Annotated in this window: 22 protein-coding genes and 2 pseudogenes; 10 read left to right on the top strand and 14 right to left on the bottom strand. The window is 60.5% G+C overall.

Annotated features, from left to right (window positions below; all coding sequences use genetic code 11):
• Position 1: 1 nt before the first annotated feature.
• The 3 genes from A6U98_RS21105 to A6U98_RS21095 are packed head-to-tail and all read right to left on the bottom strand — an operon-like array spanning position 2 to position 6,779.
• Positions 2–2,689, bottom strand: a complete 2,688-nt coding sequence (locus A6U98_RS21105) for a hypothetical protein (RefSeq protein WP_064652446.1) — start codon at positions 2,687–2,689, stop codon at positions 2–4.
• A gap of 11 nt (positions 2,690–2,700) precedes the next feature.
• Positions 2,701–6,243 carry a molybdopterin cofactor-binding domain-containing protein gene (locus A6U98_RS21100; protein ID WP_064652444.1) on the bottom strand — a complete coding sequence of 1,181 codons (3,543 nt, stop codon included), beginning with the start codon at positions 6,241–6,243 and terminating at the stop codon, positions 2,701–2,703.
• Positions 6,240–6,779: a (2Fe-2S)-binding protein gene (locus tag A6U98_RS21095; protein ID WP_245304544.1), complete on the bottom strand. Its 540-nt coding sequence runs from the start codon at positions 6,777–6,779 to the stop codon at positions 6,240–6,242. The genes A6U98_RS21100 and A6U98_RS21095 overlap by 4 nt, the downstream gene beginning before the upstream one ends.
• Positions 6,780–7,136: 357 nt before the next feature.
• Here A6U98_RS21095 and A6U98_RS21090 point away from each other — a divergent pair, with 357 nt between their 5' ends.
• The 6 genes from A6U98_RS21090 to A6U98_RS21065 all read left to right on the top strand — a co-directional run bounded on the left by A6U98_RS21090 (position 7,137) and on the right by A6U98_RS21065 (position 12,261).
• Positions 7,137–8,273, top strand: coding sequence for an FAD-dependent monooxygenase (locus A6U98_RS21090; protein ID WP_018444496.1), 1,137 nt, complete (start codon positions 7,137–7,139; stop codon positions 8,271–8,273).
• Positions 8,270–9,070 (top strand): alpha/beta hydrolase, encoded by an 801-nt coding sequence (locus A6U98_RS21085; RefSeq protein ID WP_064652441.1) that lies wholly within the window; start codon positions 8,270–8,272, stop codon positions 9,068–9,070. Before A6U98_RS21090 ends, A6U98_RS21085 begins: the two co-directional genes overlap by 4 nt.
• A gap of 77 nt (positions 9,071–9,147) precedes the next feature.
• Complete coding sequence (locus A6U98_RS21080) at positions 9,148–9,900, top strand: Asp/Glu racemase (protein WP_047620174.1); 753 nt, start codon at positions 9,148–9,150, stop codon at positions 9,898–9,900.
• Positions 9,901–9,913: 13 nt separating this feature from the next.
• Entirely contained in the window at positions 9,914–10,555 is a 642-nt protein-coding gene (locus A6U98_RS21075; RefSeq protein WP_064652439.1) for an N-carbamoylsarcosine amidohydrolase, read from the top strand.
• Positions 10,556–10,614: 59 nt separating this feature from the next.
• Positions 10,615–11,646 (top strand): hypothetical protein, encoded by a 1,032-nt coding sequence (locus A6U98_RS21070; protein WP_064652437.1) that lies wholly within the window; start codon positions 10,615–10,617, stop codon positions 11,644–11,646.
• Positions 11,647–11,778: 132 nt separating this feature from the next.
• Entirely contained in the window at positions 11,779–12,261 is a 483-nt protein-coding gene (locus A6U98_RS21065) for a MarR family winged helix-turn-helix transcriptional regulator (protein ID WP_064652435.1), read from the top strand.
• A gap of 59 nt (positions 12,262–12,320) precedes the next feature.
• On the opposite strand, the gene A6U98_RS37225 is transcribed toward A6U98_RS21065, so the two are convergent.
• Positions 12,321–12,728, bottom strand: a complete 408-nt coding sequence (locus A6U98_RS37225) for a hypothetical protein (protein ID WP_064652434.1) — start codon at positions 12,726–12,728, stop codon at positions 12,321–12,323.
• Positions 12,729–12,785: 57 nt separating this feature from the next.
• On the opposite strand from A6U98_RS37225, the pseudogene A6U98_RS21055 reads away from it, so the two are divergent.
• A pseudogene (locus A6U98_RS21055) lies at positions 12,786–13,249 on the top strand (CorA family divalent cation transporter); the annotation flags it as partial.
• 1,065 nt (positions 13,250–14,314) lie between these two features.
• On the opposite strand, the gene A6U98_RS21050 reads toward A6U98_RS21055, so the two are convergent.
• The gene (locus tag A6U98_RS21050; RefSeq protein ID WP_064652432.1) at positions 14,315–15,211 is read right to left on the bottom strand and encodes an adenylate/guanylate cyclase domain-containing protein; all 897 of its coding nucleotides are present in this window, start codon (positions 15,209–15,211) and stop codon (positions 14,315–14,317) included.
• 281 nt (positions 15,212–15,492) lie between these two features.
• On the opposite strand from A6U98_RS21050, the gene A6U98_RS21045 reads away from it, so the two are divergent.
• Complete coding sequence (locus tag A6U98_RS21045; RefSeq protein ID WP_064652430.1) at positions 15,493–15,738, top strand: hypothetical protein; 246 nt, start codon at positions 15,493–15,495, stop codon at positions 15,736–15,738.
• Positions 15,739–16,832: 1,094 nt separating this feature from the next.
• Here A6U98_RS21045 and A6U98_RS21030 read toward each other — a convergent pair.
• A complete protein-coding gene (locus A6U98_RS21030; protein WP_064652424.1) occupies positions 16,833–18,443 on the bottom strand; it encodes a GMC family oxidoreductase N-terminal domain-containing protein in 1,611 nt (536 codons plus the stop codon).
• Between the two features lie 195 nt (positions 18,444–18,638).
• A complete protein-coding gene (locus A6U98_RS21025; RefSeq protein ID WP_064652422.1) occupies positions 18,639–19,433 on the bottom strand; it encodes an alpha/beta hydrolase in 795 nt (264 codons plus the stop codon).
• Positions 19,434–19,576: 143 nt separating this feature from the next.
• Between A6U98_RS21025 and A6U98_RS21020 the strand changes: the two genes are divergently transcribed.
• Positions 19,577–20,044 (top strand): MarR family transcriptional regulator, encoded by a 468-nt coding sequence (locus A6U98_RS21020; RefSeq protein ID WP_003563001.1) that lies wholly within the window; start codon positions 19,577–19,579, stop codon positions 20,042–20,044.
• A gap of 30 nt (positions 20,045–20,074) precedes the next feature.
• On the opposite strand, the gene A6U98_RS21015 is transcribed toward A6U98_RS21020, so the two are convergent.
• Together A6U98_RS21015 and A6U98_RS21010 are read right to left on the bottom strand one after the other, a co-directional pair.
• On the bottom strand, positions 20,075–20,854 hold the full coding sequence (locus tag A6U98_RS21015) for an SDR family oxidoreductase (RefSeq protein WP_064652420.1): 780 nt from the start codon (positions 20,852–20,854) through the stop codon (positions 20,075–20,077).
• The gene (locus A6U98_RS21010; RefSeq protein WP_064652418.1) at positions 20,851–21,180 is read right to left on the bottom strand and encodes a nuclear transport factor 2 family protein; all 330 of its coding nucleotides are present in this window, start codon (positions 21,178–21,180) and stop codon (positions 20,851–20,853) included. Before A6U98_RS21010 ends, A6U98_RS21015 begins: the two co-directional genes overlap by 4 nt.
• Before the next feature lie 135 nt (positions 21,181–21,315).
• Between A6U98_RS21010 and A6U98_RS21005 the strand changes: the two genes are divergently transcribed.
• Positions 21,316–22,212 (top strand): LysR family transcriptional regulator, encoded by an 897-nt coding sequence (locus A6U98_RS21005; protein WP_064652416.1) that lies wholly within the window; start codon positions 21,316–21,318, stop codon positions 22,210–22,212.
• Positions 22,213–22,548: 336 nt separating this feature from the next.
• Here A6U98_RS21005 and A6U98_RS37730 read toward each other — a convergent pair whose 3' ends face one another.
• The 5 genes and pseudogenes from A6U98_RS37730 to A6U98_RS20980 form a co-directional block, all read right to left on the bottom strand.
• Positions 22,549–23,034 carry a hypothetical protein gene (locus tag A6U98_RS37730; protein ID WP_064652486.1) on the bottom strand — a complete coding sequence of 162 codons (486 nt, stop codon included), beginning with the start codon at positions 23,032–23,034 and terminating at the stop codon, positions 22,549–22,551.
• 172 nt (positions 23,035–23,206) lie between these two features.
• Positions 23,207–23,737: a VOC family protein gene (locus tag A6U98_RS20995; RefSeq protein ID WP_064652414.1), complete on the bottom strand. Its 531-nt coding sequence runs from the start codon at positions 23,735–23,737 to the stop codon at positions 23,207–23,209.
• Between the two features lie 96 nt (positions 23,738–23,833).
• Positions 23,834–24,681: pseudogene (locus A6U98_RS20990) on the bottom strand (alpha/beta hydrolase).
• A gap of 51 nt (positions 24,682–24,732) precedes the next feature.
• Entirely contained in the window at positions 24,733–25,557 is an 825-nt protein-coding gene (locus A6U98_RS20985; protein ID WP_064652412.1) for an oxidoreductase, read from the bottom strand.
• The gene (locus A6U98_RS20980; protein WP_064652410.1) at positions 25,554–26,453 is read right to left on the bottom strand and encodes an NAD(P)-dependent oxidoreductase; all 900 of its coding nucleotides are present in this window, start codon (positions 26,451–26,453) and stop codon (positions 25,554–25,556) included. Before A6U98_RS20980 ends, A6U98_RS20985 begins: the two co-directional genes overlap by 4 nt.
• Between the last annotated feature and the right edge of the window lie 140 nt (positions 26,454–26,593).

Genomic DNA, 26,593 nt, shown 5'->3' with positions numbered 1-26,593 from the left:
GTCAGTTTGCCAGCTGGATGAGCTTCGGTGCGGCGGACAAGCCGCTCTTGTCGGCGGTGTCACCGAGATAAGGCGTGTTGATGTAGTAGCGATTTGCGGCCGTGTTGGCGACGCGCAGTTCCAGCGAATGGACGCCTGGAAGCAGCCGCCCCAGAGCAAAGCGGTAGGGGCGCCAGCCGCGCCGGTCGATCTGCCGGCCATTGAGGCGGGCGGTGACCACGGTCGCGACCTCGGGCAACTCTAAAAACCAATCGGCCTCGTCGCCGATCTCCAGCGCCAGCCGGTAGATACCGGTCCCGGAGAAATCGACGAATCCCTGCGTCTCCCATCCGGTCTCGACCGAGATTGGCACGAATGCCGCATCGGCTCCCGGCGCGAAACGCCAACCATCGACAACCGGGACGGCGCACGCGGCGTCAAGCGACGGCCGGGTCATGAGACGGCCCTTTCCCGCGTCCTGCTGCGCCGTCTGACGCAGGCGAATGCAGCGCGCTTCCTGCGGGTCGAGCGTGACCGCCAGGTGGCTGAAGACGGCGGCCTCCGCCACCTCGCCCGTCGTGGCACACCAGCCTTCGCAGTCGAATCCGTCACCGAGGGAAATCTCGCTTTCCAGCGGCGTTGGGCCATCATTGAAGAGAACGATCCGCCACCAGCCATCGGCGTCGTATCCGACCCATTGCCACGGCCGGTCCGCGCAATGGCCGGTAATGACGGGTCCGGGCGGCGCAAGCCGTGCCAGCAGCGCGTCGATATCGCTGCCGCCGGGGATCCGATCGATATGCGTCGACGCCATCTCATTCGTCTCGCGATCGAGGGTATCGCAGACGGTCGACAGGCGATCGCCGGAGGACCAGACCACGCCGCCGGCGTCGCGGAACGCCTCCAGCGCCCGCAGCGTGTCCCCTGTCTCCAGCACCGTCACCGATGGCAGGATCACCGCATCGAAAGCAAGCCCGCAAACCAGCATGCGGCCGCCTTCGATCCTCGCCTTCGCCACGTCGGCCTCGCTGACGAACATGAAGTCGCAGCGCCTGGCCAGAAGCCCTTCACACCACGCGCCGATATGGGTGGCGTGGCTGTGGCGCGGCCCCTCCGCGAAGGCGGTCTGAAGCGGATAAAGGATCGCAACCGGCGTGCGGGGCGTGGCCGGCTCGATGAAGGCGGAAATCCGTGCCGTCTCCTCGGCAAACAGATCGTGGTAGCTCCACCACGGCTCGAAATTGATGCCCGGCCCGAAATCGAAACGTGGATTGGAAAACGGCGTCGGATCGTTGTCGCGCCCGTCCGTCTGGTAGACGCCGTGCCAGAGGAACTGTCGGGTCCCGAGGCAGTGAAGCCGGATGGCCTGCGCCCGCATCGTCTCCAGGGTGAGTTCCCATTGCCCGGCGGCGCGAACGGGCGTTCGCTCGGCGCTGGCGTAGGTTTCGACGACGCATCGGCTGCGACCATTCGAACGGGCAACGGAATCGCCGAGCTTCGGCGCCAGCTGCGCCACGAAATTGTTGGAATCAACGGCCGTCTCGTGCCGGTAGGCATCGATGCCGAAGAAATCCACGGCAAGCGCCACCCTGGGGTCGATGCTAGTAAATCCGCCGTTCAGCGACCAGGAACTGACATGCGGCAGGATTTCGTGCCCGGTGAGGACAATCCCCCTGCCCTCCGCCCATCGGCGCAACGTGCCGGAGAAAGCCTCGTTCATCAGGGCCGAATAGGCGGCGTAGAATTGGGCGCGCAGCCGCAGGGTTTCAGGCCCGACGCCACGCACCAGCGCCAGCAGGGCCCTGGCGAAGGTTACGCCTGTGCCGCGCGACACGACGTCCGGCAGCGTCGGCGCATAGAGCAGGCTGTTGCCGAGGTCACCGGAGATCTGGCTCCACTTGTAGAAACCCGCCGCCGGCTGGTCGTAGAACACGAAGCCGACGGGATCGGGCACCAGATCACCAAGCACCTCGACCAGCGGGTCGAGCCCGACCTCGATGAACCGCTCCGCTGCCTCTGGCAGGAGATAATTGATCAACCGGGAGGTCGTCGACCGGGCGCTGACGAAAACCGTGAGCATCTGCCCCTCGGGGGGTACACCGTCGAACGCATGGGTGCAGGATATTCCGTCGCTTTCGATGATGGATGTCCGCGCCGTGACGTCGACCACCTGATCGAGACTGTCGATGCCGATCGACGGATGCAGCAGCGCTGCCTCGACGGTCCATTGGCACCACTCGACGATGCTGCCCTCATACTGCCACGCGACGATATCGGGACCCATCGTCCGGGTGAACGGCGGATGGATGCCGCTGATCTCGCCCCGCGCCTCTCCCGAACACGACCAGAACAGGTGGCGCTCGCGCAGGTCGTCGCGGTCCACGACCGTCCGGCCGCCGGCGTGACCGCTGATCCAGTTGTAATCGTCGTAGATTCCGAGCTTCAGGCCCAGCTTGCCGGCAATCCCAGCCGCAACACGATAGGCATCCAGATAGGCCGGCGACAGGTAGTCATCGCGCGACATTGCGAGACGGGCTTGGATCAGGATCGTGCCGAGCCCCTTCTGTTTGAAATCGGCGAGCTGCGCGTGGCAAACGTCCTCTGTCGGGATCGAATGCCAGAACCAGTAGGCCGACGGGCGAAACGCGGCTGTCGGGTTCTCGAATAAGTCGCGGCGATCGATGTCCTGCCCGGTTCGGATCTGCTCCAATCGTCTGCTCCCTAGTGAATTGCCGCCGTCACGCGTTGCATGGCTTTGGTCGTTTCCGTCCAGGCCGGCTTGTCGGGGGCGAAGCGTGCTCTCAGATAATCGGCGAGATCCTTGATCTGGCCGTCGTTCAGCGTCTGGCGGAAAGCCGGCATCGACATCACCTCAGGGGCTTGGCGGCCGGTGGTCTGCGCAAGGATTGCCGGCGCCTCGACACCGTTCAGGATTGCCTGGATGAGATTGTCCGGCGTCGCCGCATGCAGGTTGCTGTTGAGCGCCAGCGACGACAGGATCGTGTTTCCAGAATGGCACGTGGCGCAGGCGCCTTTGAACAGCCGCTCGCCCTTCGGCGAAATCCGCGCGGCGGAAGCCTTGGCCGCTTCACTCGCGGCAAGGGCGGCCTCGCTCTGCGCCTTGCTCTCGGCCGGGCCTTCGTTGAGGCTTGCGAGGTATGTGGCCATAGCGCGGATATCGCTGTCCGGAAGTGGCTGCATGACCTCGACGACATGCGCCATCGGGCCGGCGGCACTGCCGTGATCGCGAGAATGTCCGGTGCGCAGGTAGTCATAGAAGGCGTCTGACGTCCAGCCGACCGGGCCCTTGGCGAACGCATTCAGGGCCGGCGCCTCCCAGCCATCGGCAAAGCCGCCGGAAAGCAGGGCGATGCCGCTCTTTTCCGCGCCGAGCACATTGCGCTCGGTGTGGCAGGCCGAACAGTGGCCCAAGGTCTCGACGAGATAGGCCCCCCTGTTCCACTGCGCATCGCGGGTCCCGACATATTTGAACGGCTGCGCCTTCAGGAACAGCGCGTTCCAGCCCGCCATCATCGCGCGGATGTTGTAGGGGAATTTGAGCTTCGTCTCAGGCGCCTTTTCGGCGACCGGCGGCTGCGTCATCATGTAGGCGTAGAGGGCCTGAAGATCGGCATCCTCGGCGCCGGCGAACGAGGTGTAGGGGTGCGCGGGATAGAGATGATGGCCGTCGCGGCTGATGCCCTCGCGCATGGCACGTTCGAAGGCCGGGTAGGACCAGGCGCCGATGCCGCTTTGGACATCAGGCGTGATGTTGGTGGCGTAAACTGCGCCGAATGGCGTGTCGAAGCGCCGGCCACCGGCAAAGGGTGTTCCGTCGTTTCCGACATGGCAGACATTGCAGGCGCCGGCCGCCGCCGCCAACCGGCCGCGCTCGATGGTGGCGGCGCTGTAGACATTGGCATCCGGCTGCTGGATGGTGCCGATCGCCGGGCGCCATGGCGATGCCATGGTCACGATACCGGACAGAGCGGCGACGGCACCGATCGCCGACAGGCCGACGTTCCACCATCTCCGCTTTTTCGCGACCGGGGTGGCTGGCGTTTCGTCCGTCTTGCCGTTCAGCGCGGCTAGGACCAGTTCCGGCGTCAGGGGCAGTTCGCGGAAACGAATGCCGGTGGCATCGTAGACGGCATTGGCGATGGCCGAGGCGCTGGGAACCGAGGCGGACTCTCCGACGCCGAGCGGCGGCTCGTCCTGCCGCGGCACCATCAGCACGTCGATATCAGGTACCTCGGGGAAGGTGATCAGCGGATAGCCGCCCCATTCCTTCGACTGCACCGCGGTCGAGGAAAATTCGACCTTTTCCTTCAGCACCCGGCTGGTGGACTGAATGATGTTGCCGTGGATCTGGTGGCGCACTCCGTCGGGATTGATCATCATTCCCGAGTCCTGCGCGCATGTCACCTTGGTAACCGCGATCTCGCCGGTCTTCTTGTTGACGGCGACATCGGCAACCCATGCCGCCCAAGCGGCGGCCTTGCCCGGAAACGGCCCGTGGACGTAGACGGCATAGGCAAATCCACGGCCGTAGAGCAGATCGCCTTCGCCGCTGAGCGTGCCCCACGTCGTATGCGGCACCCACTTCGCCCGTTCGGCAAGCGCGTGCACCAGGTCGACGGCGCGTGGGTCGTGGAGATAACGGAGCCGGTACTCAACCGGATCGACGGCGGCGGCGGCGGCCAGCTCGTCGACGTAGCATTCGTGGGCGAATGTGTTCGGCATCGCCGACACGCCGCGGAACCAGGAAGCACGCGCAATCGGCGGCATATCGTGCACGGTGACGCGGAGGTTCCCGTAGGCATAGGGCGGGATGGCGGTGCGATCGCCCATGTGCACGACGTCGGAAACTGGCGGCACCTTGCCGGTAAGGATCAAGGGAAGGGTCGGCGCCAGATTGGAGGGATAGCGGGTTTCGAAATCATAGGCGGACGGACCGCCCTGCAGATCGAGACCGCCGCGCACATCCATGACCTGGGCGGCGCCCTTAGGCTCCCAGGCATGTTCCTGTTCGCGCGTCAGCTGCACCCGGACCGGTGCCTTGACGGCGCGCGACAGCAGCGCCGCGTCGGCTGTGACGTCATCGGCGCAGTTGCGACCGTAGCAGCCAGCCGCCTCCAGCCGTTCGACCCGGATCAGCTCTTCCGGCATGTCGAGCAGCAGCGCCAGATCGCGCCGCATCGGGAACGGGTTCTGCGTTCCCGACCAGACGGTCAGCCCTGCGTCACTGTAATCGGCCACCGCGCAGGATGGCCCGATCGAGCCGTGCATCTGGTAGGGCCAGACATAGGTGCGGTTCATTGGCTGGGCGCTGCCGGCCAGCGCCATATCGACATTGCCGGAATCGGCTAGCATGCGTGGCGTCGAAGGATTGGCACGCAGCGCCTTTTCCGGCGCGTTGAGATCCGGCCACTCGGGCGGCGCGCGCCACACGACCTTCAGGCTCTTGGCCGCCTCGATGGCGTTTTCCTCACGGGTCGCGACCACGCCGACGAAATCGCCGAGGGCGACGACGCCGACCAGCCCGTTGATGTGCGCAACCGATGTTTCGTCGATAGAGATCAGGCTGTTTCCGACATGATCGCCGTGATCGAACCCCGCATAAGGCGGGCGAACGACGCGGCCATGCAGCATGCCGGGCACGCGCACATCATGCACATAAGTCCAGCGCCCCGTGGCCTTCTCGGGGATATCGACGCGCGGCCGCGACGAGCCGACCAGTCTATAGTCCGAGGCCGGCTTAAGGGCCGCGTATTTATCGATCGACAGCCTGACGTGGCTGCCGGCGACGATGTCGCCGAAGCTGAGCTGCCAGTTCTCGCCGCCATCGGCACGGATGATGCCGTCTTCCAGTCGCAGCCGCTCAAGCGGCACGCCGCCCTTCTCAGCCGCCTTGGCGAGCAAATGATGGCGGGCGGTGGCGGCGGCCTGGCGCAGCGGCACTGCGGTGATCTGGATCGTTTCGCTGGCGATGGTCGCGCCCTGGTTGGGCGCGGCGGAGGTCGTGCCGAGCACCATGTCTACCTGCTCGAACGGCATGCTGAGCTCTTCGGCGACGATTTGCGCCAGAGAGGTGCGGATGCCTGTCCCTAGATCAACATGGCCGTTGAACGCAGTCACACGGCTATCGGCGCCCACCGCGATGTAGAGTTCGGCACCGTCGCCAAGCCTTGTATCGTTGACAACAAGCAGCATGTCGGCGGCCGACATATAGGCGGATTTCGGCACTTGGCGGTGGTCGGTCACGGGGAGACCTCCTTCGCGGCTTTTGGTGAGATATCGTCCGGCGTGGATCGTCGCGTCCGTTCGGCCCTGGAATAGGCGACCGCCCGCCTGGCTGCGGCAAGTATTTCCATGTGCGTTCCACAACGGCACAGATGATGGCGCAACGCCTCGCGGATCGCGTCCTCGTCGGGATCGGCATTGCGATTGAGCAGGGCTGTGGTGGCGATGATCATGCCGTTCAGGCAATATCCGCATTGAGCGGCGGCCTCGTCGATAAACGCCGCCTGGACTGGATGCAGATGCTCGGGCGTGCCGAGACCCTCAAGCGTAGTGACGCGGCGGGTGCCGACGGCACCCAGAGGCACGGTGCAGGAGCGCACGGAGCGACCATCGACGAGAACGGCGCAAGCGCCGCATTCGCCGAGCCCGCAACCGTATTTCGGGCCGTTGAGGGAGAGATCGTTTCTGAGGATATAGAGAAGGGGTGTTTCCGGGCTAGCTTCGACGCTCTCGACGGCATCGTTCACATTCAAACTGAAGCAAACTGGCAGTGTCAAAGCAGGCCCTCCGCCCCGGAGAACGAAACACAGACCTCGCCTCTTTCCATCGGCCGTACCGCTACGCAGCAGACATCGCCCGGACGTCCGCAAACCATAACGATGCGACAGTCACCGACTCTTCGCATCTATTGCCCCTTTTATTATTAAGAAGTGCATACGCTTTATAATGACAAAAGACAAGTCGGATTTCACCATCAGGATTTTGCTAGTATATCCAATTGGCAAGGCGTTTTTTGTGTCATCTTGATAAAAATCAACGCGTCGCTATTGCTATTTAGAGTGTATGCGCTAGAATTTTTGTCAAGCTTCCAATCGTAGGAACAATGCGTCGAAAGACAGCTAAGAAGGGTCGCTATGTCTAACGGAAAAGAAAAGATCGCGATTATCGGCGCCGGCCTCGGCGGCGCTGTCGCGGGTGCGCTGCTCCAACACGCAGGTTTCGACGTCAACGTCTATGAACAGGCACCGGCATTCTCGCGCCTGGGGGCCGGCATTCATATGGGGCCGAACGTCCTGAAGATTTTCGAGCGCATCGGCGTCGACAAGAAGGTGATCGGCATCAGCAGCACGCCGAGCCATTGGTTCAGCCGCGACGGCATTACCGGCGAATACACCGCCCGGGTTCCGCTTGAAGGCTACGGCCAGACCTATTGCACCGTTCACCGCGGCGACCTGCAGGCCATCCAGTGCGATGCGTTGCAGCCAGGCACCTTGCATTTCGGCAAGAAGCTGGCTCGCCTCGACGACAGCGGCACCGATGTGCTGATCGAATTCGAAGACGGAACCTCGATACGCGCCGACATCGTGATCGGCGCCGACGGCATCAATTCGCGCGTTCGCGAAACGCTGCTTGGCGAAGAGAAGCCGAATTACAGTGGCTGGGTCGGCCATCGCGCCCTGATCTCGTCCGACAAACTGAAGAAATACGATCTGACATTCGAGGATTGCGTCAAGTGGTGGGGTCCGGACCGCCATATGATGGTCTACTACACGACGGCTCGGCGCGACGAATATTACTATGTCACCGGCGTTCCGCATCCGGCCTGGGAGTTCGATTCGGCTTTCGTCGACAGCAGCCGCGACGAGATGGCGGCGGCGTTCGAGGGTTATCATCCGATCATCCAGGCGCTGATCGAAAGCACCGATGGGGTGACGAAATGGCCGTTGTTCAACCGTAACCCGCTGCCGCTCTGGAGCAAGGGCCGCCTTGTGCTACTTGGAGATGCGTGCCATCCGATGAAGCCGCATATGGCGCAGGGTGCCGCGATGGCGATCGAAGACGCCGCCATGCTGACCCGCTGCCTGCAGGAAACCGGCGTCAACGACTTCCGCACCGCTTTCGGATTGTATGAGACCAATCGCCGCGATCGCGCGACGCGTGTCCAGAGCGTTTCGAACGCCAACACTTTCCTGCTCAAACAGGAGGATCCGGCCTGGGTCTACGGCTATGATATCTATGCCGCCCCCCTGAAGAGCGAGACCGCGGCATGAGCGGCGGCGCCTTGTACGGGGCGAACGTCTTCGCCAACGGCATCCGCCAGCACTATCTGCGCTATGGCGGCAAAGGCCCTGCGATCATCCTGATCCCGGGCATCACCAGCCCCGCGATCACCTGGGGTTTCGTCGCCGAACGGTTGGCCGAGCGTTACGACGTCTATGTGATCGACGTACGCGGCCGCGGCCTGTCGTCGACTGGCCCCGACCTCGATTACGGCCTCGACGCCATGGCCGCCGACATCGTCGGCTTCGCATTGGCGCTTGGACTTGCTACTCCCGCCCTGCTCGGCCATTCGATGGGCGCGCGCATCGCCATCCGTGCCGCCGTTGCGGCGCCGGAGGCGTTTTCGAGGCTGGCGCTGATCGATCCGCCGGTCTCCGGCCCCGGACGCCGCGCCTACCCGAGCAAGCTGACCTGGTATGTCGACAGCATCCGCCTGGCGCTGAAGGGCATCGACGCGGAGGGCATGAAGGCGTTTTGCCCGACATGGACCGACGAGCAACTGAAGCTACGCGCCGAATGGCTGCACAGCTGCTACGAGCCTGCGATCGTCACCGCTTTCGAGGACTTCCACAAGGACGACATCTTTCCGGATCTGTCGAAGCTCAAGCAGCCGGCCATGTTGATGGTCGCCGGCCGTGGCGGCGTGATCGAAAGCGTCGACGTGGACGAGGCCCGCTCGCTTTATCCGGGGCTGGAAATTACCCGGGTGCCAAATGCAGGGCATATGATTCCATGGGATGATTTCGACGGCTTCTTTGCCGCGCTTGGAGATTTTCTCTCCCGTTGATTGAAGCGACGGTGGCGCGATGATCCACCGCCGTTTGCTTGAGTGCCGTTTTTTTTGCGAAGCAAAGGATTTCACCCGTGCAGAAGTATTACCGTATCGGCCAGATCGTTCCGAGCTCCAACACGACGATGGAGACCGAAATTCCCGCCATGCTGACGGCACGCCAGTCCATCCGGCCCGAGCGCTTCACTTTCCACTCCAGCCGCATGCGGATGAAGAAAGTGGTGAAGGAGGAACTGGCGGCAATGGACGCCGAATCCGACCGTTGCGCCGTCGAGCTCTCCGACGCCCGCGTCGATGTCCTCGGATACGCGTGCCTGGTCGCCATCATGGCGATGGGCCTCGGCTATCACCGCCAGTCGGAGAAGCGCCTGATGGGTCGCACCCAGGAGAATGGCACTGATATTCCCGTCGTGACCAGTGCGGGCGCCCTGATCGAGGGCCTGAAGGTGATGAAGGCGAGGAAGATCGCCGTCGTCGCGCCTTATATGAAACCGCTGACGGAGTTGGTCGTCGACTACATCCGCGAGGAAGGCTTCGAGGTCGTGGACTGGCGGGCACTCGAGATCCCCGACAATCTGGATGTGGCGCGCCACGACCCGGAAAATCTTCCGGCGATCGTGCAGACGCTCGACCTGACCGATGTGGACGTGATCGTGCTATCGGCCTGCGTGCAGATGCCATCGCTGCCCGTCATCGCCAAGGTCGAAGCCATGACAGGCAAACCGGTACTGACCGCCGCCGTCGCAACCACTTATTGCATGCTCAAGAAGCTCGGTCTGGAAGCCGTCGTGCCAGGCGCCGGCGCACTTCTGTCGGGCGCATACTGAAGAGGGGCCGATCATGCAGAGCGCGCAAAGCAATTATCAGGGCGTCTGGGGCAACCGCATCGGCTTCGGCCAGCGCCCTGCCCTCCTCGTCATCGATTTCCTAAAGGGGTACACCACCGAGGGCGCGCCTCTCTACGCCCCTGGCGTGGTTGACGCGGTCGCGCAGACGCCGGCGCTCATCGATGCCGCCCGCGAGGCCGGCATCCCCATTATCCATACGCGCATCCTCTATCTTGCGGAAGACTGCGCCGATGGCGGGATGTGGGTGAAGAAGTCGCCTGTCATGAAAGGAATGGTCGAAGGCAACGTGCTGGCCGAATTCTGCGACGGCGTCGAGCCTGCCAGCGGCGAACTCGTCATCGTCAAGCAATATGCCAGCGCCTTCTTCGGCACCAGCCTTGCCTCCCAGTTGCATGCGCAGGGGATCGACACGGTGATCATGGCCGGCTGTTCAACCAGCGGCTGCATTCGCGCCACCGCCGTGGATGCGGTCCAGCACGGATTCCGCGGCATCGTGGTGCGCGAGTGCGTCGGCGACCGGCACCCAGATCCGCACAATGCCAATCTCTTCGACATCGACAGCAAATATGGGGATGTCGTTTCGAGGGAGGAGGCGATCGCGGAAATCGCCAAACTAAGGTCTGACCGCACCTAATTAGGGAGAAATGCCCCAGACTTCAAACCTAAGCCTTCAAACAAGATAGGGGAACGAGCATGGATCAATTCAGTTTCACGGAAATTTGCTTGCATCAGTTGAAGATGTCGGGCGTCCACGAGGACGAAAAACTCATCGTCCTGACCCAGGGCAACGAGCGCCTCGATTACGCCGACGCTTTCATGGCCGCCGGCATGCGTCTCGGCGCCAAGATGTACCACATGCGTTTGCCGCCGGTGCCACCCGCAGGTGCCTGGGCGGTCGGCCAGACAGGCCTCGCAGCCATGCCGGATGCGGTAGAGGCCCTTAAGGCCGCCGACATGCTGATCGATTGCATCTTCCTGCTCTTCAGCCCGGAACAGATGGCGATCCAGGCGTCCGGCACCCGTATTCTCACCGCTGTGGAACCGCCGGAGCTTCTCGCCCGCATGTTGCCGACAAAGGAATTGCGAGAGCGCGTCGAATTTGCCGGCGACCTGCTCTCCAAGGCGAAGGTGATGCGGATCACCTCTGCGCATGGCACGGATGTGACCTACAAGCTCAACACCTATCCCGCCATCACGGAATATGCGTGCACGGACGAGCCGGGCCGCTGGGATCATTGGCCGTCCGGCTTTGTCTTCACCGGCGGTGACGACGATGGCGTCGACGGGACAATCGTCGTTGCTCCGGGCGACATCCTGCTGCCGCAGAACATCTACGTGCGCGACCCGATCATCTACACGATTGAAAACGGATGGATCACCGATATTCGCGGCGGCCTCGATGCCGAGCTGGTCAAGTCCTACATGGATGGTTTCAACGACCCGCGTGGCATGGGCATGAGCCATGTCGGCTGGGGTCTCAATCAGAACGCCAAGTGGCATCGCATGGTACCAGGCGAATTCCCGGGTGGCATGGGAATGGAGGCACGCTCCTTCTACGGCAACGTGATGTTCTCAACCGGCCCTAACAACGAGCTCGGCGGCCCGAACGACACCGCGTGCCATCTGGATATCCCGATGCGCGGTTGCTCGCTGTTCCTCGATGATGAGCCGATGGTTCTGGATGGCGACATCGCCGTGAAGGAAATGAAGCACAACTTCAAGTAACCGGGCGTGCCAGCGCTCCGCGTGAAATCGCGCGGAGCGGGTTGCGGTGTGCCACGCCTTGACCGTCGCGACATGCTGTGGTGTTTCCTGCATTCCCGCCAAAGACGCCGTAACTGATGGACCACATCGACGATGACCGCAAAAGAGACCGAACAGCTGCCAGAAGCTCCGGCGCCTCAAAATGGCTACCAAGTGACGGAGCAAGTCGGGCATCTCCTGCGCAAGGCCTATCAGCGCCATCTGTCGATTTTCCAGACCAATGCCAGCGATCCGGACTTGACGTCGGTGCAGTTCGTGACGCTGTGCGCGCTGCACGATCTCGGTCCCAGCTCGCAGGTCGAGCTCGTGAAGGCAACGTCCGTGGACCAGGCGACCATCCGTGGCATAGTCGAGCGGCTGAAGGCCCGCGGACTGATCGATCTCTCTAAGGACGAGGCCGACGGCCGCAAGGTGGTGATCTCTTTGCTGCCCAAGGGGGAAGCCTTGCTGCAGGACATGTATCCGCAAGCCTACCTCATCAGCGAAAAGACCGTCGCTCGTCTCAATCCGGCGGAACGCATCGCGTTGTTATATCTCCTGCGCAAAATCGCCGACGATGAGACTGGAGAACAGTAGGCGTTGATTGAGGTCCCTGCTCATGAAGGGCACTGCACCGGCGGCGCCTCACAGACGAGCTAAGTGCCTAATAAACCAAAACTCGCTGCATAAACGTTATGGAACTTTGCTGTCGTCTTAGGCGCGACATAGTGCATTACGCTGTTGATCGGTTTCGCGGATCCAGAACGATCCCTTAGCATTTCGCCGAAGCGAAATTCGGATGTGTGGCGGCGAGAAAGAATCTCTTGCCGTGACCTCAAATAGATATTGCTGGACTTGAACCGACATTCGCCGAGCCTTTGAGCCCCCGCAAGGCCAAGAAACACGGGGCAAATATGTCTTTCGAACGCGATACACCGGATCCCTTCGTTGCCCGGGCTGTCGAGCTGGAGGCGATCTTCCATCATGACGCGGTCGAGCGCGACAAGCAGGGTGGCAGGCCGGTAGAGCAGATCCGGCTTCTGAAAGAAAGCGCGGCTTACCATCTGCCCAGATCCCAGTCGGCTACGGCGGACGGGGCGCCTCCTGGCTGTCAATCCTGCGGCTATTTGCCCGTCGTCAGACAATCGAGGATCATGTGCTGGCAACGGAACGTGACATGCTCCACTCCATTCTTGGACGCTCAAAAATCAAGCGGCTGTTCAAACTTCGCAGACAGTTGATTCGCTTTCAGCGAGTGCTTGGTCCGATGACCGAGGTCTGCGGCAAGCTCGTGCATCTCGACCTTCCCTGTGTCGACGTCGAGGCCAAGAACTACTTCAGGGATGTTCTTGACCACGCGCGCCGCGTCGAAGGAACGGTCGCTGGCTTGAAAGACGTCATCACCTAGGTCTTCGATGCCAGCAACCTCCTCGAACAGCAGCGTCAAGGGACCATTACGCGCCAGCTTGCAGCGTGGGCGGCAATCGCAGCCGTTCCAACCGCGATTGCCGGCATCTACGGCATGAACTTCGATATGCCCGAACTCAAGACCGAGTACGGGTATTTCGTTATTGCCGTCATAGCCTCGATGTGGGGGGGGTACTCTATTTCGGTTCAAGCGGTCTGCTGGCTTAAAGGCTGCTCAAACCTTGATTCGCATGGAACGGCGATCGTCGTCGGACGTTTCACCGGCAGCCAAGGAGGCTATCCCATGACAAGACATCTCGACACTAGCCAGTCGGCTGGAATACCGCCGACTCTGGATATTGCCACTCGAATCCGAACCAATCCTCGAGTAAAGGCGATCTTGTGGTCGCTTGTGACCGGCATGACGGTCCTCGTGGTGATCGCACTGTTTGCTTCCCATGTGCTCTGAGCGTGTCAGCCGGGACCGACCGGCCAATCGGGCTGGCAACATTCGGCCTGGGGATGAGAGAAGATATCGGGTTACAAGGGACGGCAGTGCGAAGTGGCAGGTCCTTGATTCTATCACGGGCTTGCCAGCGGCCACGAACGGAAGAGATCTCGTTCAGCTCGACAAACGGGACGCTGAAGACCTTGCTGACGAGCTCAACGACTGTGAGGGCAAAGGGCGACCAAGTCCGCTTTTATAGGGCGAGATACGTCATCTACGCTGAATTTCAAGAAATCTCGCAGCAATTGCCCCGTCATGAACCCGAGCCGGGTCGACGCGTGAAATGATGTTATCGGGCAGAGTTCTCGGCATCGCCAAGCGTTGGTCTTGTTGATGGTCTTGTTCAAACGCCAGGACAATACCAATGCCCTATGTCGCATCTCCGACTTACGCCGAAGGCGCTGCCACCCGCACAGCAGTGTCTTACCACGGCACGCAGCCATCTCGACGAGACTTCGAGATCTTCCTCAACCAAAAAACAGGCTCGGCTGATGACTCTGCCGTCTCGGCTGGGTTGGGAGGAGGCTGAGGTTCGAGCAGCTCTTTCACGTGCGGACAGTGTTGCGGAAGCAATTGAATCAGAGCGCTCAGCAGACTCCTGCGCGTTACGTTGTGCGGTCATCATCCATGCGAGAAGATGCAGGCTAAGCCACCGGGCGAACACCTGACCGTTCGACTTATCGATTGAGAACGCTCCCAAAGCAAAGAGATGTCTCATGGCGGACCGGGCTGATCTCATGGCGACGGAGCCGAGAGATCCTCCAGCAAGATTTTTGCCAAGGAGCGGAATTTGCCCTGCGGATATTTTTCCATATAGGCTCGTACTAGCGCGGGGTTTTGTTTGTCCCTGATTGACTCCCAGAATGTGACTTCGACAGAGGGGTCCTCTGCTTGCGCCGAATCGGATAGACGGTATTTTGCCAGTTCAGCGAATTTGCCATTTGGGTAATTGTCGAGGTAAAGCCGGTATTCCTCCATGCTTTCGCTGGCTTGCACTGACTGCCAGAACACGATTTCAGCATCCGCACTCCTCAACTGCCCGCCGTTTGCGCTGTTGTCGATCTCGTCGACAGGCGGTTCGTCGATGTTGCCCGGCTGCGCGCGCTCATCGAATACGACACGAAACACCCGAATTGGTCGGGCAATATTCTTCACTTTATGCTCGCCGCAATCCTCGAACTTCGCTTCGACCTTGTCGCGCAGATGATCACGAACGCCTCGGGTAACGCAGATTCCGCCTGCCTCCGCCAACGCTTCCAGGCGCGCCGCTATGTTCACTCCATCGCCAAAAATATCGCCACTTTTGACCATTACGTCACCGACGTTAATACCGATACGCAATTGCATTTTCTCGTCATCGGGAAACCGACTGTTGGCGTGCCACAGTGACTGCTGGATTGCGACAGCGCAGTCGAATGCTTGGACAACACTCGGAAACTCCGCAAGGACGCTATCGCCTGCCGTCCCGAAAATCTGACCGTGCGACGCTTCGATAAGCCGGTCGATGATGGCCCGATGATGGGTCAACAGGGCCAGGGTATGCTCTTCATTGGCGTTCATCAGCCGAGAATATCCCTCGACGTCGGCGGCCAGTATTGCGGCGAGTTTGCGTTCAAGTGGCGGCGCTTCCATTGTACGGATACCTAACAATCGGTTTTTGGCAGTTAAGGCTTTTGCTGCAACCACATAACGGCGTTCACCGGGTTTTCGTTCATCGTGACGGGCAGGATTCCGCGCATGGCAGACCTCACCCAGTGTCCGTACGAAAGAGACGTGCCGCCTCGTTGTTCCGCTTGATTTCAAGAGGACGCCGCACAGCATCGAGCGCCTATGCAAAATTGCTAAAGAATGTGACCCGCGCGCTATAGCGTCACGCGCGCCGCCCGGTAAGATAGCGCAGACTGGGGAACGACATGGCAACAACGGACTGGCCCAAAGAGCCGCTGACCACAGAGGCGATTGAGATCCTGGACCGCCTCCTCAAGAATTGGTGCGCCGAATACGGCTGCGATACAGGAAGCCTGCGCGCCCAGATGACGGCAAGGATTCTTATCGACTGGTTCGAATTCGGCGTTCGCGACGAAGGTGAGCTTGCGGTCCTTGTACGCGACCAACTGGTGTTCGACACGTCGTTGTCCGAGCATCCTGTCGGACGATAGAATTGCAATCGTTCCGCAGAATGCGATCGGATGCTCGCGCAGGGTCAGGCCGGTATGGCTGTAGTCCTGGATGACGTTGTGCCCACTGCGGACAAAGCACGAAGAGCTGATGCTCAGTGACAGCCCGGTTCGAGCCCGTCCGGGAATCGCCCGCAGCGGGCAGGGTTAGCCGGGTGTCCTTCGTAATGCGGGCGTTGAACACCCGGACGTTCGATCGCACGGTTAGCGGCGCCCCCTGCGGCCCGGCAATCAAACGCCAATTGTTCTCGCTGCTCTCGTCAACGAAATCATGAAACTGCAGGTGTTATGCTCTATGTCTTCGACGGGGCGATAGATTTTGGCGACGTCACGCTCACAACCGGCGAAAGCGCGTTCACGCGCTCGTTTGATCACCAGCTCACAGCCAGGGCCGATTCAGATGTCGTCCTGTTCGCGTTCGACGTTGAGGTACACGTGTTTCGTGGGGGCATGTCCAGCGGGAACCAGAAACGCGTCGGTTAAACTGGAGATGCCACATCTATTGATGGCGGCGTGGAGATATCACCGTTCTGCTCCGCCTCGCCATGGTAAAGCTGGGGTCGGCCTCCTCGCCTTGAAGGGAATCGAGCCGTCTGTTCATCACCCCATTCAGACGCGCAGCGCCTCGATAAACGGCGCGCAAACCGACCGACAGGTATTTTCGCGTCGGTAGTAGAGATAATGCCAGTCCTCTGGCGCACTCCAGGATGCCAGGCATTCGATCAGGCTGCCATTCTGGACATACGGACGCGCCCGTTCCTCTCAGACATAAGCCACCCCACGCCCGAAAGCGTGGTCTCGACTATCAGTTCACGGTCATCGAGCGAAAGAGATTCGGTCGGCTCGAACTCGATGATCTGCCTGAGCGGCTTAACTCCCAGGCATAGGGTTTGCCGCTTGGATAGATATTGCGGATGCAGAGATGAATGGCGCACCGTCTCGGTCTCGACCGACTTCGCTGTTGACGAGTGACTGGCAAGCCATTGGAGCTTCGCCCGACGGGAACCCGTTTCCAATTGAAGCTCGGCGGCCAATGGTGACCGCCGAGCACAACCTGAATCTTTTCTTGAAATGGCCTAAGTGAGGCCTTTTCTCAGGCCAGCGAGACTATGCTTTTTCCGCATGAGATCTGCTGCCCGCTCTCCGATAACCACGCACGGCGCCATCGTGTTGCCAGTGGTGATGCGCGGCAAGATCGAGGAGTCAGCGATGCGAAGTCCATCTATGCCGTAGACCTTGAGCTCGTTGTCGACCACAGACATGCTGTCGCGTCCCATCTTGGCTGTGCAGGATTGATGCCAATAGGTCACGGCCGAGCGCCGTATGAAGTCGATCATTGCTGATCTGTCGCGCGCACCCGGCGCTGTCTCGCCGGTTACCAGGGGCTTGAAGGCGTCGCTGTTTCCGAGGTCGCGGCACAACTCCACAGCGACCAAGGCCGCAGCCATGTCTTCCGGTTCACTGAGAGAATTTGGTTCGATCAGGATAGGGTCATCTGCGTTTGGGCCGGAGAGCCGCAACCGACCACGGCTTTTGGGTTGGGCAAGACCATTAAACATCGTCCAGCCATGTTCAGGCGTCTCGAGACCTGTCTCGATCGGCGACGGCACGGCAAATTCCAACTGGCACTGAAGTATGTCGGGCTGGGAAAGACGCGAGTCACTTTTCCAGTAGAGCTTTGCTTCGCAGCCGCTACCACCGATAGCTTCCGCTTTTCGATAGGCCCAGGTGCAGCCGAAAGCGAGGTGATCCTGATGATTGCGACCGACACCCGGCAGGTGCTGAACGACAGGAATGCCGTGGGCGTGCAACTCTTCTTTCGGACCAATTCCGGACTGCATCAACACCTTTGGCGTGTTGATGGCGCCAAGTGACAGGACCGTCTCGGCACGCGCCGTGAACTGTCGTCTCTGGCCATCGACAAGAACCTCAACTCCCGAGACGCGCTTGCCAACAAAGATGAGGCGCGAGACCATCGCACCGGTGAGCACTGTCAGGTTTGGACGCGACAGGAGTGGACGGACATAAGATCCGAAAACGGATTCCCGTTTGCCATCCCGGATCCGCAGCTCCGCAATCGATGCGCCGCCTGGACCTTCCATCATTTCACCGTTCGGCGTGTCGTAGACTGGAATGCCGATCGTGGATGCCGCACGCAACAAAGCCTCGGCGACCGGCTGGGGAGCCTCCGGCTGCGCAACATACGCCGGCCCTCCCACACCGCGACGCATTGGGTCCGGAGCGCCGCGCCAGTCTTCGATCCGACGATAATACCCAAGGATCGACTGATAGCCCCAGGCGTCATCGCCCGCTTCGGCAGCAAAGTGGTCCCAATCTGCCTTGTGCCCTCTGGCCCACACCATGACATTGATGCTCGAGCCTCCGCCAAGTCCCTTGCCCATGCTGAGAGGCAGACGTCGGCCATCCAAGCCGGGTGCCGGTTGCCCAACAAAACCCCAATCACGGCTCGAACCGAGATTGAGAGGCCACTGCGCAGGGTTCGAAACAGACTCTGCCGCATCGTCTCCGCCTGCCTCAAGCAGGAGAACGCTGGCATTCCCATCCTCTGCCAGTCGCGCTGCGACCACGGAACCGCTCGACCCGGCGCCGCAGACGATGAAGTCGAAAACATGATCGGCCTCGCGCTGAGGAGCGGGCGGATTTTGGTCATACGTATTGAGCTTCACGTGGTTACCTCCGTGAATGTGTTTTGGAAAATTTCGAAAATGCTGGGGAGCGGAAGGCGCCGACACGCAATGGATTTCTGTCGGAGTCCTTGCGGCGTTTTACGTGGCTGCTTCGTCGCCGAGACACCTTGCTGTAACGGGCTGTGCTCACCGTCATCGGGACAGTGCAGTCTGTCCCGATGAAGGTGTCTTAGGTCATTGCTTCTTTGCCGAGACAGACTTGGCAGCCTCATCGATTGTATCTGCGACAACCGTCGGCTGCGTCATGAACAGGGCGTGGCTTGCTGACACCTTGGTGATCTTGGCCTTGATGCGCTCTGCCATGTGGATCAGCATGGCCTGATCAAAAGCCTTGTCCTCGGTGGCGATGACGGCCCAGCTCGGCTTGGTCCGCCAGGCGGCATTTTCAAGCTTCGTGCCGAACGCGGACATGTTGATCGGCACTTGAGACGAACTCATGAACGCGGCATCGGCGTCGCTGACGTCGTGGGCAAAGCCCGACTTGAACTTGGCCGGGCTGACGTAGCCGAAACCATCCTTCGTGGTCTCGATAACGAACTCGGACGCAGGCGCAAATCCCTCGTACTGCTGCGCCGTCGTCTCGCCAGCATCCGGGGAGAGCGCAGAGACATAGACAAGGCCTTTCACCTTCTCATCGATCCCGGCTTGCGTGATGACGGAGCCGCCCCAGGAGTGTCCAACGAGAATGGCCGGACCGTCTTGCCGCTCAAGGGCACGCTTGGTGGCGGCAACATCGTCCGCAAGCGACGTCAGCGGGTTTTGCACGATGGTGACGCGATAGCCTCGTCTCGTGAGATTGTCGTAGACACCCTTCCAGCCGGAGCCGTCCGCGAATGCACCGTGAACCAGAACGACGTTTCTAACGGATTGATCTTGAGGAAGCGATTCAGCGGCCTTGGCCGGCAAGGCGACCGAAAGGGAGGCTGCAGATGCGATTGCGGCAATCGTGGTGATGGTCTTGCGTGTCATGACTTTCTCCTCATCAATTGCGATAATTGTTATCGCGATATGCAGCAAGCTGCCAGAGTTGAAACCCTACGTCAACATGATTCTTATCGCGATATTGGTTTTCGTGATATTTTCGATTATATGTGTCAGCACAGGAGTTCAAAATGACCCAACGCCACAACGATCCCCCGCCCCTGCGCGACCAACTCTGCTATGCGATCTATACCGCCGGCATCGCAATTCAGCGCGCCTACAAGCCGCTGCTCGACGAGCTTGGGCTGACATATCCGCAATATCTCGTCCTGAACGTTCTATGGGCGCGCGACGAGCAGACCGTGGTTTCCATTGCCGACCAGCTTGCTCTGGAATCCAGCACGTTGACACCTCTTCTGAAACGCCTGGAAGCTGCCGGGCATGTGAGCCGGACACGAAATCTCAGCAATGAACGCCAGGTTCTGGTGGCGCTGACTGACCAGGGGCGCGCATTACAGCACAGGGCCGGCTGCCTCAGCGACACCTTGCTTGCAGCCTCGACCCAGACACCGCCGCAGCTCGCGGCCTTGAACCGAGACGTGCGGTATCTGCGCGATGCGATCTACTCCCAGATCGGCGGGTGGGATGCACCCGCCTGACCTGCAAGGGCGGTAGATTGGCCTCGATATTCAAGCTGTGGGAACAGTCCCACCGTCGATCACATGCTCGGTCCCGGTGATAGACGAAGCTCGGTCCGAGGCAAGGAAGGCGATCAGGTCGGCGACTTCTCCCGGCTTGGCCGGCCGGCCCAGCGGTATGCCACCAAGGGAATCCATGATCGTCTGCACAGCTTCGTCGTAACTGATGCCGGCTTCCTCCGCGATACGAAGCGCGAGACCATTGGAGCCCGGATCGGCGATCCAGCCGGGAGAAACCCGCACCACCCGCACACCCTTCGGAGAAACCTCCTTGGAGATGCTTTTGCTGTAAGTGTTGAGCGCACCCTTCGCTGATGCGTAGCCGGTCGTCGCCTGATGCAGCGGAAGGACCCGCTGGATCGAGGTCACGTGAATAACGACCCCGCTTCCCTGGGCGATCATCCCGGGAATGAGAGCGCGATCCAGCCTAACAGCCGGGAAAAAGTTGAGGTTTAATTCCTTTTCCCATTCGTCTTCGGTGAGCGCAGCGAATCCGCCGGAAGGTGCCGAGGAGCCCCCCAGCATATTCACGAGGATATCCAGTCCGCCGAGCTCCTGGTGAACGGCGTCAACAACGGTCTGGACGCCATCCAAAGTGGTCAGGTCGGCTTCGACGAAGGCCGCGCCGGAAAAGTCCGCCGGCTTCTTGCGAGCTGTGGTGAGCACACGGGCGCCGAGTTCCTTGAACAGCGCCACGGTTGCCGCGCCTGCACCCGCAGTGCCGCCAGTGATGAGAGCCCGACGGCCCTCAAGGGTAAGAAAAGCGCTCATATCGTGATCTCCAGTTCAGCTACCTTGTCGCCCGACAGGGCGAAGACAAAACGCAGGTCGATCGGGCTGCCAGGGAAGTCGCCAGCTGTGTGTGCCGTTACCTGCGTCTTGCCGTCCTCGATGGTGATCAAAAATGGTTCCACGGTGTAGCTGTATTGCTGAGCTTCATCGGCCATCCATGCGCGGATAGCATCGCGTCCCATATGGGTCTTGCCCTTATCCTTCACGATGCCGTTTTCGGTGAAGGTGACAGCGATGGCATCCGCACTGCCTGTCCGGTCTGCCTCGAAATAGGCTTCGATGGCCTTTGGTAATTTGATCGTCATTCGGTCCTCCAGTCATTCTCTCTGTATCGACGGGTGTGGTTCGACTCTTTGAAGTCGACTGACAGAAAGGTAGATCACCCTTATTGACGGGATAAGCCGGATAAACGAGGATGAAACGTTGCGAAAAGAGGGACAATGACCCGATCCGTTCTCGCTGAACTCGATGCCGTTCTGGCGATCGCCCGCATCGGGTCTTTCCGAGCCGCCGCCCTTGATCTGGGCATATCCACCACTGCCTTGAGCAATTCCATCGGGAAGCTTGAGCAGCGACTGGGCATCCGCCTGTTCAACCGGACGACAAGAAGCGTGTCGCTGACCGATGCGGGGCGAACCTTTGTCGAGCGGGTTGGGCCGGCTGTGACCGATATCCGTGACGCGATGCAGGCGGCCCAGTCGCTACAGGAGGTTCCGACCGGCACACTGCGCATCAATGCGTTTGCCACCGCCGCCCGAGAGGTGATGGAACCGCTGATCCTCTCGTTCCTCCAGCGCTATCCGCAGGTGCATATCGACCTGGTCACTGAAGGCCGGATCGTCGACATCGTCGCAGCGGGCTTCGACCTTGGCCTGAGGCCGGCGGATCTTGTCCCCGCTGACATGATCGCCGTACCACTCGGCCTCAAGCGCAGCAACGCCGTTGTCGCGTCGCCGGAATTCCTGCGTACGCATGGCACGCCAAACGTCCCAGCCGACCTCTACCGGTTTCGCTGCATCCGCGCCCGTCTTCCCAACAACGCGCTGTTCCGATGGAAATTCGAGAGGGACGGGGAAGCGCTACAGATCGACGTGCAGGGTTCGATCACCTTGGACGAGTCAAGTCTTGTCAGGATCGCGGCGCAAAATGGCATCGGTCTCGGCTACGTTATGGAGGCGGACGTGCGGGATGACATCGCTGCCGGTCGGCTTGTACGTGTGTTGGAAGACTGGACACCGTCGCTGGCGCCACTAGCTCTGTACTACCCCGGCAGGAAGAACCCCCCGGCCGCTTTCACCGCGTTCATTCAGGCTGCCCGCGAGTTCGCGAGAGGTTGAGCGCCCGAGGTTGCATCCTGCGACTGCTGCTTGGTTGCCGGTTTCCAACATTGATCGAGACCCTGATTGCGTCTCCGCTGGTCGTCGGACACCGCTACACAGTTTCATCACGATCTTGCGGACCGGATGCATTGACCGACCATGCGGTTCACACCATCTAGGCAGCATGGCGAAACACGAGAAGAGCAACATCGAGCTGATTAGGACGTGGACCTTGTCGACAGCGGTCACCGAGGTCATAGCTCGCCGTTTCGTTTCGACGGGCCGCGTTGCGCATCAGGTAGACGTCGATAAGGTATTTGCCGCTGGACGGTATCGTGATGCTTTTGCCGCGTCTCAGCGTGCACGATCGCCGTGCCGCGCCAAATGGTAAAGCTGAGCCGCGAGACCAAAAACAAAGATTGCCGCTATGATCCCCAGAGCACCTTTCAAGACTATCGAGTCCGGGTCGGTTACAATTGGGTGACCGTCGGGCACACGTCGTAAGGTCTCTGAGACAGATGGAACCATCAGCAAGAAGACCGTAAGGCTCAAAAGGAACGTCTCGATGTATTTCCGAAGGCGCCCAAAAAAGGCGAGCCTATTTATCGCGTAGCCGCCAAACAGACAGAGCAAAGTGACAAGCGCGATAGCAGGGCTAATTGGTGCCTTTGCCACGAGAAATATCGTCAAGCTCCCAATCAGCATGCAAACGAAATAAATGTATCCTGGTACGCTATCTGGCTTGATCCGCCCAAATCGAAAAATCATGTAGGCGGCTGCGGGTATTGCAGGAAGACTTCCCAACGTGTGGAGCCAACCGAGCGGTGTTATTCCGAACATATCCATACCTTTCTATGTTATTCGGCCTGGAAGCCAATGAAGCACGCGGACGTGAAATTCTACGAATGTCGCCGTTTGTAGGACGACGGTCGTGCGGCTACGGGCTCGTCGAACCGTCCGATAACGCCTGCATCGCCGCGACGAAATTAAGAAGACTGTCTTCGCGCTCTGCTCATTCCTCGTCCTGCCACCTGCGCAGGTCCGTCTGGTCATGATAGGACATGCGGTCAGGGGTGGTAATAAACTCCATCGTCGTGCCCCATGGCATGCGGCAGTAGCAGACCTTGTTTCCAAGACCTTTCTCAGTCGCATAGGGAATAGCGCGCGGCGCGGTGAGCGGAATGCCTCCGGCCTTTTCGAAGCGCTCTACCGATGCGTCGATGTCGTCGGTGTAGACGCCGAAATGCGTAATGCCGAAGTCGCTGGCTCGAACCGGCTGGGCTTGTTGGGGGCCGTGCATTTCGAAGAGTTCAATGTCAGGTCCGGTTCCGATCTTGACCATCGCCTGTGCACGCACCACGGTTCCGGTGAAAGCACCAGTGGCCCGCTCGAATTCGGGTCCCTGCCGCGGCGGGTCCTGCGGTCCAAAGGACTGGTAGATCACCTGGCCGCCGAACGCTTCCACCAGGAATGATTTTGCTGCTTCGATATCGGGCACCGTGATGCCGATATGATTGACGCCGCGAATGACAGGTGCGGTCATGACAGTTTCCTTTCCTATTAATCGATCAACCGCGATCGGGCGCAACTCGCCCGCGATAGGCGCCCCCACGGCGCGCGACGGGGCGGTCGTAGAGTTTCAATTAGCCTTGAGGAATTCGATCAGAGCGCCTGCCACTTCATCCGGGCGCTCGTCCGCGACATAGTGGCTGCACCGCGCTATCGAGCCGCCCGTGACATTGCTGGCGAACTCCTTCAGCATCGGGACCATATGGGCACCGAAGCGATGCTCTCCGCCGAGACCTAGCACCGGTATCTCGAGCGGCTCCGTCTTGTACTCGCGCGCGGCTGCATGGTCGCGGCGAGGGTGCGATACCATTCCATGCCGCCGCGCGTGCGGCCAGGAAGGGCCATCGCTTTCGCGTAGATCTCGATGTCCCCCGGATCGAACGTGCTGTGATCGTAGAACCGCTCCGCCATGAAGGCGGAAACATAGTCGTATTCACGGCCATGGACCAGGCGCTCCGGTAGATCCCGGTTCATATGGAAGCTGAAGTGCCAGATCCTTGCCGTCGTCGCCTCCCATTGCGTCCAGCCAGGAAGCGGAACGTCGAGAACGGCTAGGTGGGTAACAGCCTCCCGATAGGTGGCGGCCTGCGGCAGCGCCACCATTCCGCCAATGTCATGGCCGCACACGGCGTAGCGTTCATGCCCAAGTGCAACCATGACCTCGTGCGCGTCGCGCGCCATTGTCGCCTTGTCATAGCCGTCAAGCGGGCAGTCGGAAAAGCCCGCGCCGCGCAGATCCATGGCCACCACGCTGAAATGCTCGGCCAGCAGCGGCATCACATGGTGCCATTCCCACCATGTTTCCGGCCAGCCGTGGAGCAGAAGGATCGGCGGGCCGGAGCCCCCGGTGACAGCGTTGATCTTGATGCCATTCACCGGCACCAGCTGTTGGGTAAACCCCTTCAAAGTTGCGATCATGATAATTTTCCAGTCGATGTTAAAGTTCAAAACAGAGGTTGCGGCTAGCGCTCAGTGCTGGTCGAAATCGGTGGCAATCGTGATGTCGCGCCACGCGTCGATATCGTTGCGGAAGGAAGCCAGCTTTCGCTCAGCGATCGAATGCGCGACGGGCCCGAGGGGCAGATGAAGCGGGGCGTCCTCGGAATCGACTGCCTGCAGGATCACCGCGATCGCTTTGTCGGGATCGCCTGCCTGATTGCCGTTGTTGGTTTCGCGATAGTGCTTGCGCGAACTCGCGGCGTATTCCTGCATTTCGTTCGCCACCATCGTGATCGAACGTCCAAGAAAATCGGTGCGGAACGGCCCAGGCTCGACAATCAGCACGCGGATGCCGAATGGGTTCAGCTCGCCGGCGAGCGCTTCGGAGATGCCTTCCACGGCAAACTTGGCGGCATTGTAATATCCGCCACCGGCGCCGCCGGCGATTCCTGCACCGGATGACATGTTGACGATCGTTCCGCCCGAGCGTCGTAGGACAGGCAAGGCTGCTCTGGTGGTTTCGATCAGACCGAAGACGTTCACCTCGAACATCGGCCGATATTCTTCGGGGGTGCCTTCCTCGATCGCACCGAACAGTCCGAAGCCGGCATTGTTCACGAGCACATCAAAGCCGCCGAATGTCTCGACCGCTTTTGCAACCACGGCCCTGGCTGCCGCCGCATCCGTCACGTCGAGCGGCAACGAGATCATGCGGCCGCCGAAAGGCTCAGCCATTTCTCCGATCGCTTTGACATTACGGGCCGTCGCGATGACCCGGTCCCCGCGCTTTGCTGCAGCGAGCGCGAGCCGCTGACCGAAGCCGCTTGAGCAGCCTGTGATGAGCCAAGTTTTCATGACTTCTTCTCCGAGTTGATTTCGAACGACTGCAAACTGTGGGCGCCACGAACCGTCATATCGGCCATGATCGACCAGTCCTTCTCGCCGAGGCCTGCCGAGACGGCTTTGTCGAGCCCCTCGCGGACAGCTTCAAGCATCGGGAGCGTGCGTCCGATCTCCTTGCTGACCTCAGTCGCCAGGCGCATGTCCTTGAGTGCGAGTTTGGCTTTGAAACCGGGCTCGAAGGACTGTTCCGTGATCTGCGCGCTGTAGCTCTCATAGGCGCGGCCCGAGAAAAGGGTGCCCAGGATGAGTTCGAAGAAATCTGCCCGGTCGAGCCCGACGCTTTCGGTCAGCACGACACTCTCAGCCATAGCCTCGATCGCCATGGCGATCATCATGTTGCAGGCGAGCTTTGCCGTATTCGCCCGAGTGGGGTTCTCCCCCAGCTTCCAGACCTTTTTGCTGAGAGTAGCGAGCAACGGCTCGATCGCGGCAACTGCGTCGGCCTTCCCGGCCGCCAGAATGTTGAGCTGCCCGCTCGCCGCTACGTTCGGTCGCCCAAGAACCGGTGCGGACACATAGCCAAGGCCCGCTTCTTCGTGCAGCAGCTCCAGTTCTCGCGCGAATGCGACCGAGATCGTCGATGTGACAACGTGGATCAGCCCTGGTTGCGCGCTTGCAAGCAGGCCGGCATCGAGGATCACCTCCCGAATGGCTGTGTCATCGGATAGCATCGTAAAGACGACGTCAGCCTGAAATGCATCCGCCGCGAATTCGACAAGCGTGCCCCCCGGAACGCTATCCTGGGCGACCTTGCTCCGGTTCCAGGCTCGAACATCATGGCCAGCCTTCACCAGATTCGGAGCCATTGCCGAACCCATGCTGCCGAGACCGATAAATCCGATTTGCATGTTCATCTCCTGCCGTTCCGATAGTGGCTATGAGCGGAATGGAGGCGGCCTTCCAAACAAACGAGACGCCTCCGAGCACCGACAGGAATTTAGGTATTTAGATTTGTTCGTTAACTGACATAAATGTATTCTCTACGTTC

The organism is Rhizobium sp. WYCCWR10014 (assembly GCF_001657485.1).
In the GTDB taxonomy this organism is placed as follows: domain Bacteria; phylum Pseudomonadota; class Alphaproteobacteria; order Rhizobiales; family Rhizobiaceae; genus Rhizobium.
The sequence above is the reverse complement of the archived record's forward strand: the minus strand, read 5'-3'. Positions and strand labels throughout refer to the sequence as shown.

Excerpts from the sequence above, each read along its gene's own strand:
- A6U98_RS21090 (WP_018444496.1), top strand. The coding sequence starts at position 7,137 with ATGTCTAACGGAAAAGAAAAGATCGCGATTATCGGCGCCGGCCTCGGC.
- A6U98_RS21085 (WP_064652441.1), top strand. The coding sequence starts at position 8,270 with ATGAGCGGCGGCGCCTTGTACGGGGCGAACGTCTTCGCCAACGGCATC.
- A6U98_RS21075 (WP_064652439.1), top strand. The coding sequence starts at position 9,914 with ATGCAGAGCGCGCAAAGCAATTATCAGGGCGTCTGGGGCAACCGCATC.
- A6U98_RS21070 (WP_064652437.1), top strand. The coding sequence starts at position 10,615 with ATGGATCAATTCAGTTTCACGGAAATTTGCTTGCATCAGTTGAAGATG.
- A6U98_RS21065 (WP_064652435.1), top strand. The coding sequence starts at position 11,779 with ATGACCGCAAAAGAGACCGAACAGCTGCCAGAAGCTCCGGCGCCTCAA.
- A6U98_RS37225 (WP_064652434.1), bottom strand. The coding sequence starts at position 12,728 with ATGGTAAGCCGCGCTTTCTTTCAGAAGCCGGATCTGCTCTACCGGCCT.
- A6U98_RS21050 (WP_064652432.1), bottom strand. The coding sequence starts at position 15,211 with ATGGAAGCGCCGCCACTTGAACGCAAACTCGCCGCAATACTGGCCGCC.
- A6U98_RS21045 (WP_064652430.1), top strand. The coding sequence starts at position 15,493 with ATGGCAACAACGGACTGGCCCAAAGAGCCGCTGACCACAGAGGCGATT.
- A6U98_RS21025 (WP_064652422.1), bottom strand. The coding sequence starts at position 19,433 with ATGACACGCAAGACCATCACCACGATTGCCGCAATCGCATCTGCAGCC.
- A6U98_RS21020 (WP_003563001.1), top strand. The coding sequence starts at position 19,577 with ATGACCCAACGCCACAACGATCCCCCGCCCCTGCGCGACCAACTCTGC.
- A6U98_RS21015 (WP_064652420.1), bottom strand. The coding sequence starts at position 20,854 with ATGAGCGCTTTTCTTACCCTTGAGGGCCGTCGGGCTCTCATCACTGGC.
- A6U98_RS21010 (WP_064652418.1), bottom strand. The coding sequence starts at position 21,180 with ATGACGATCAAATTACCAAAGGCCATCGAAGCCTATTTCGAGGCAGAC.
- A6U98_RS21005 (WP_064652416.1), top strand. The coding sequence starts at position 21,316 with ATGACCCGATCCGTTCTCGCTGAACTCGATGCCGTTCTGGCGATCGCC.
- A6U98_RS37730 (WP_064652486.1), bottom strand. The coding sequence starts at position 23,034 with ATGTTCGGAATAACACCGCTCGGTTGGCTCCACACGTTGGGAAGTCTT.
- A6U98_RS20995 (WP_064652414.1), bottom strand. The coding sequence starts at position 23,737 with ATGACCGCACCTGTCATTCGCGGCGTCAATCATATCGGCATCACGGTG.
- A6U98_RS20985 (WP_064652412.1), bottom strand. The coding sequence starts at position 25,557 with ATGAAAACTTGGCTCATCACAGGCTGCTCAAGCGGCTTCGGTCAGCGG.
- A6U98_RS20980 (WP_064652410.1), bottom strand. The coding sequence starts at position 26,453 with ATGCAAATCGGATTTATCGGTCTCGGCAGCATGGGTTCGGCAATGGCT.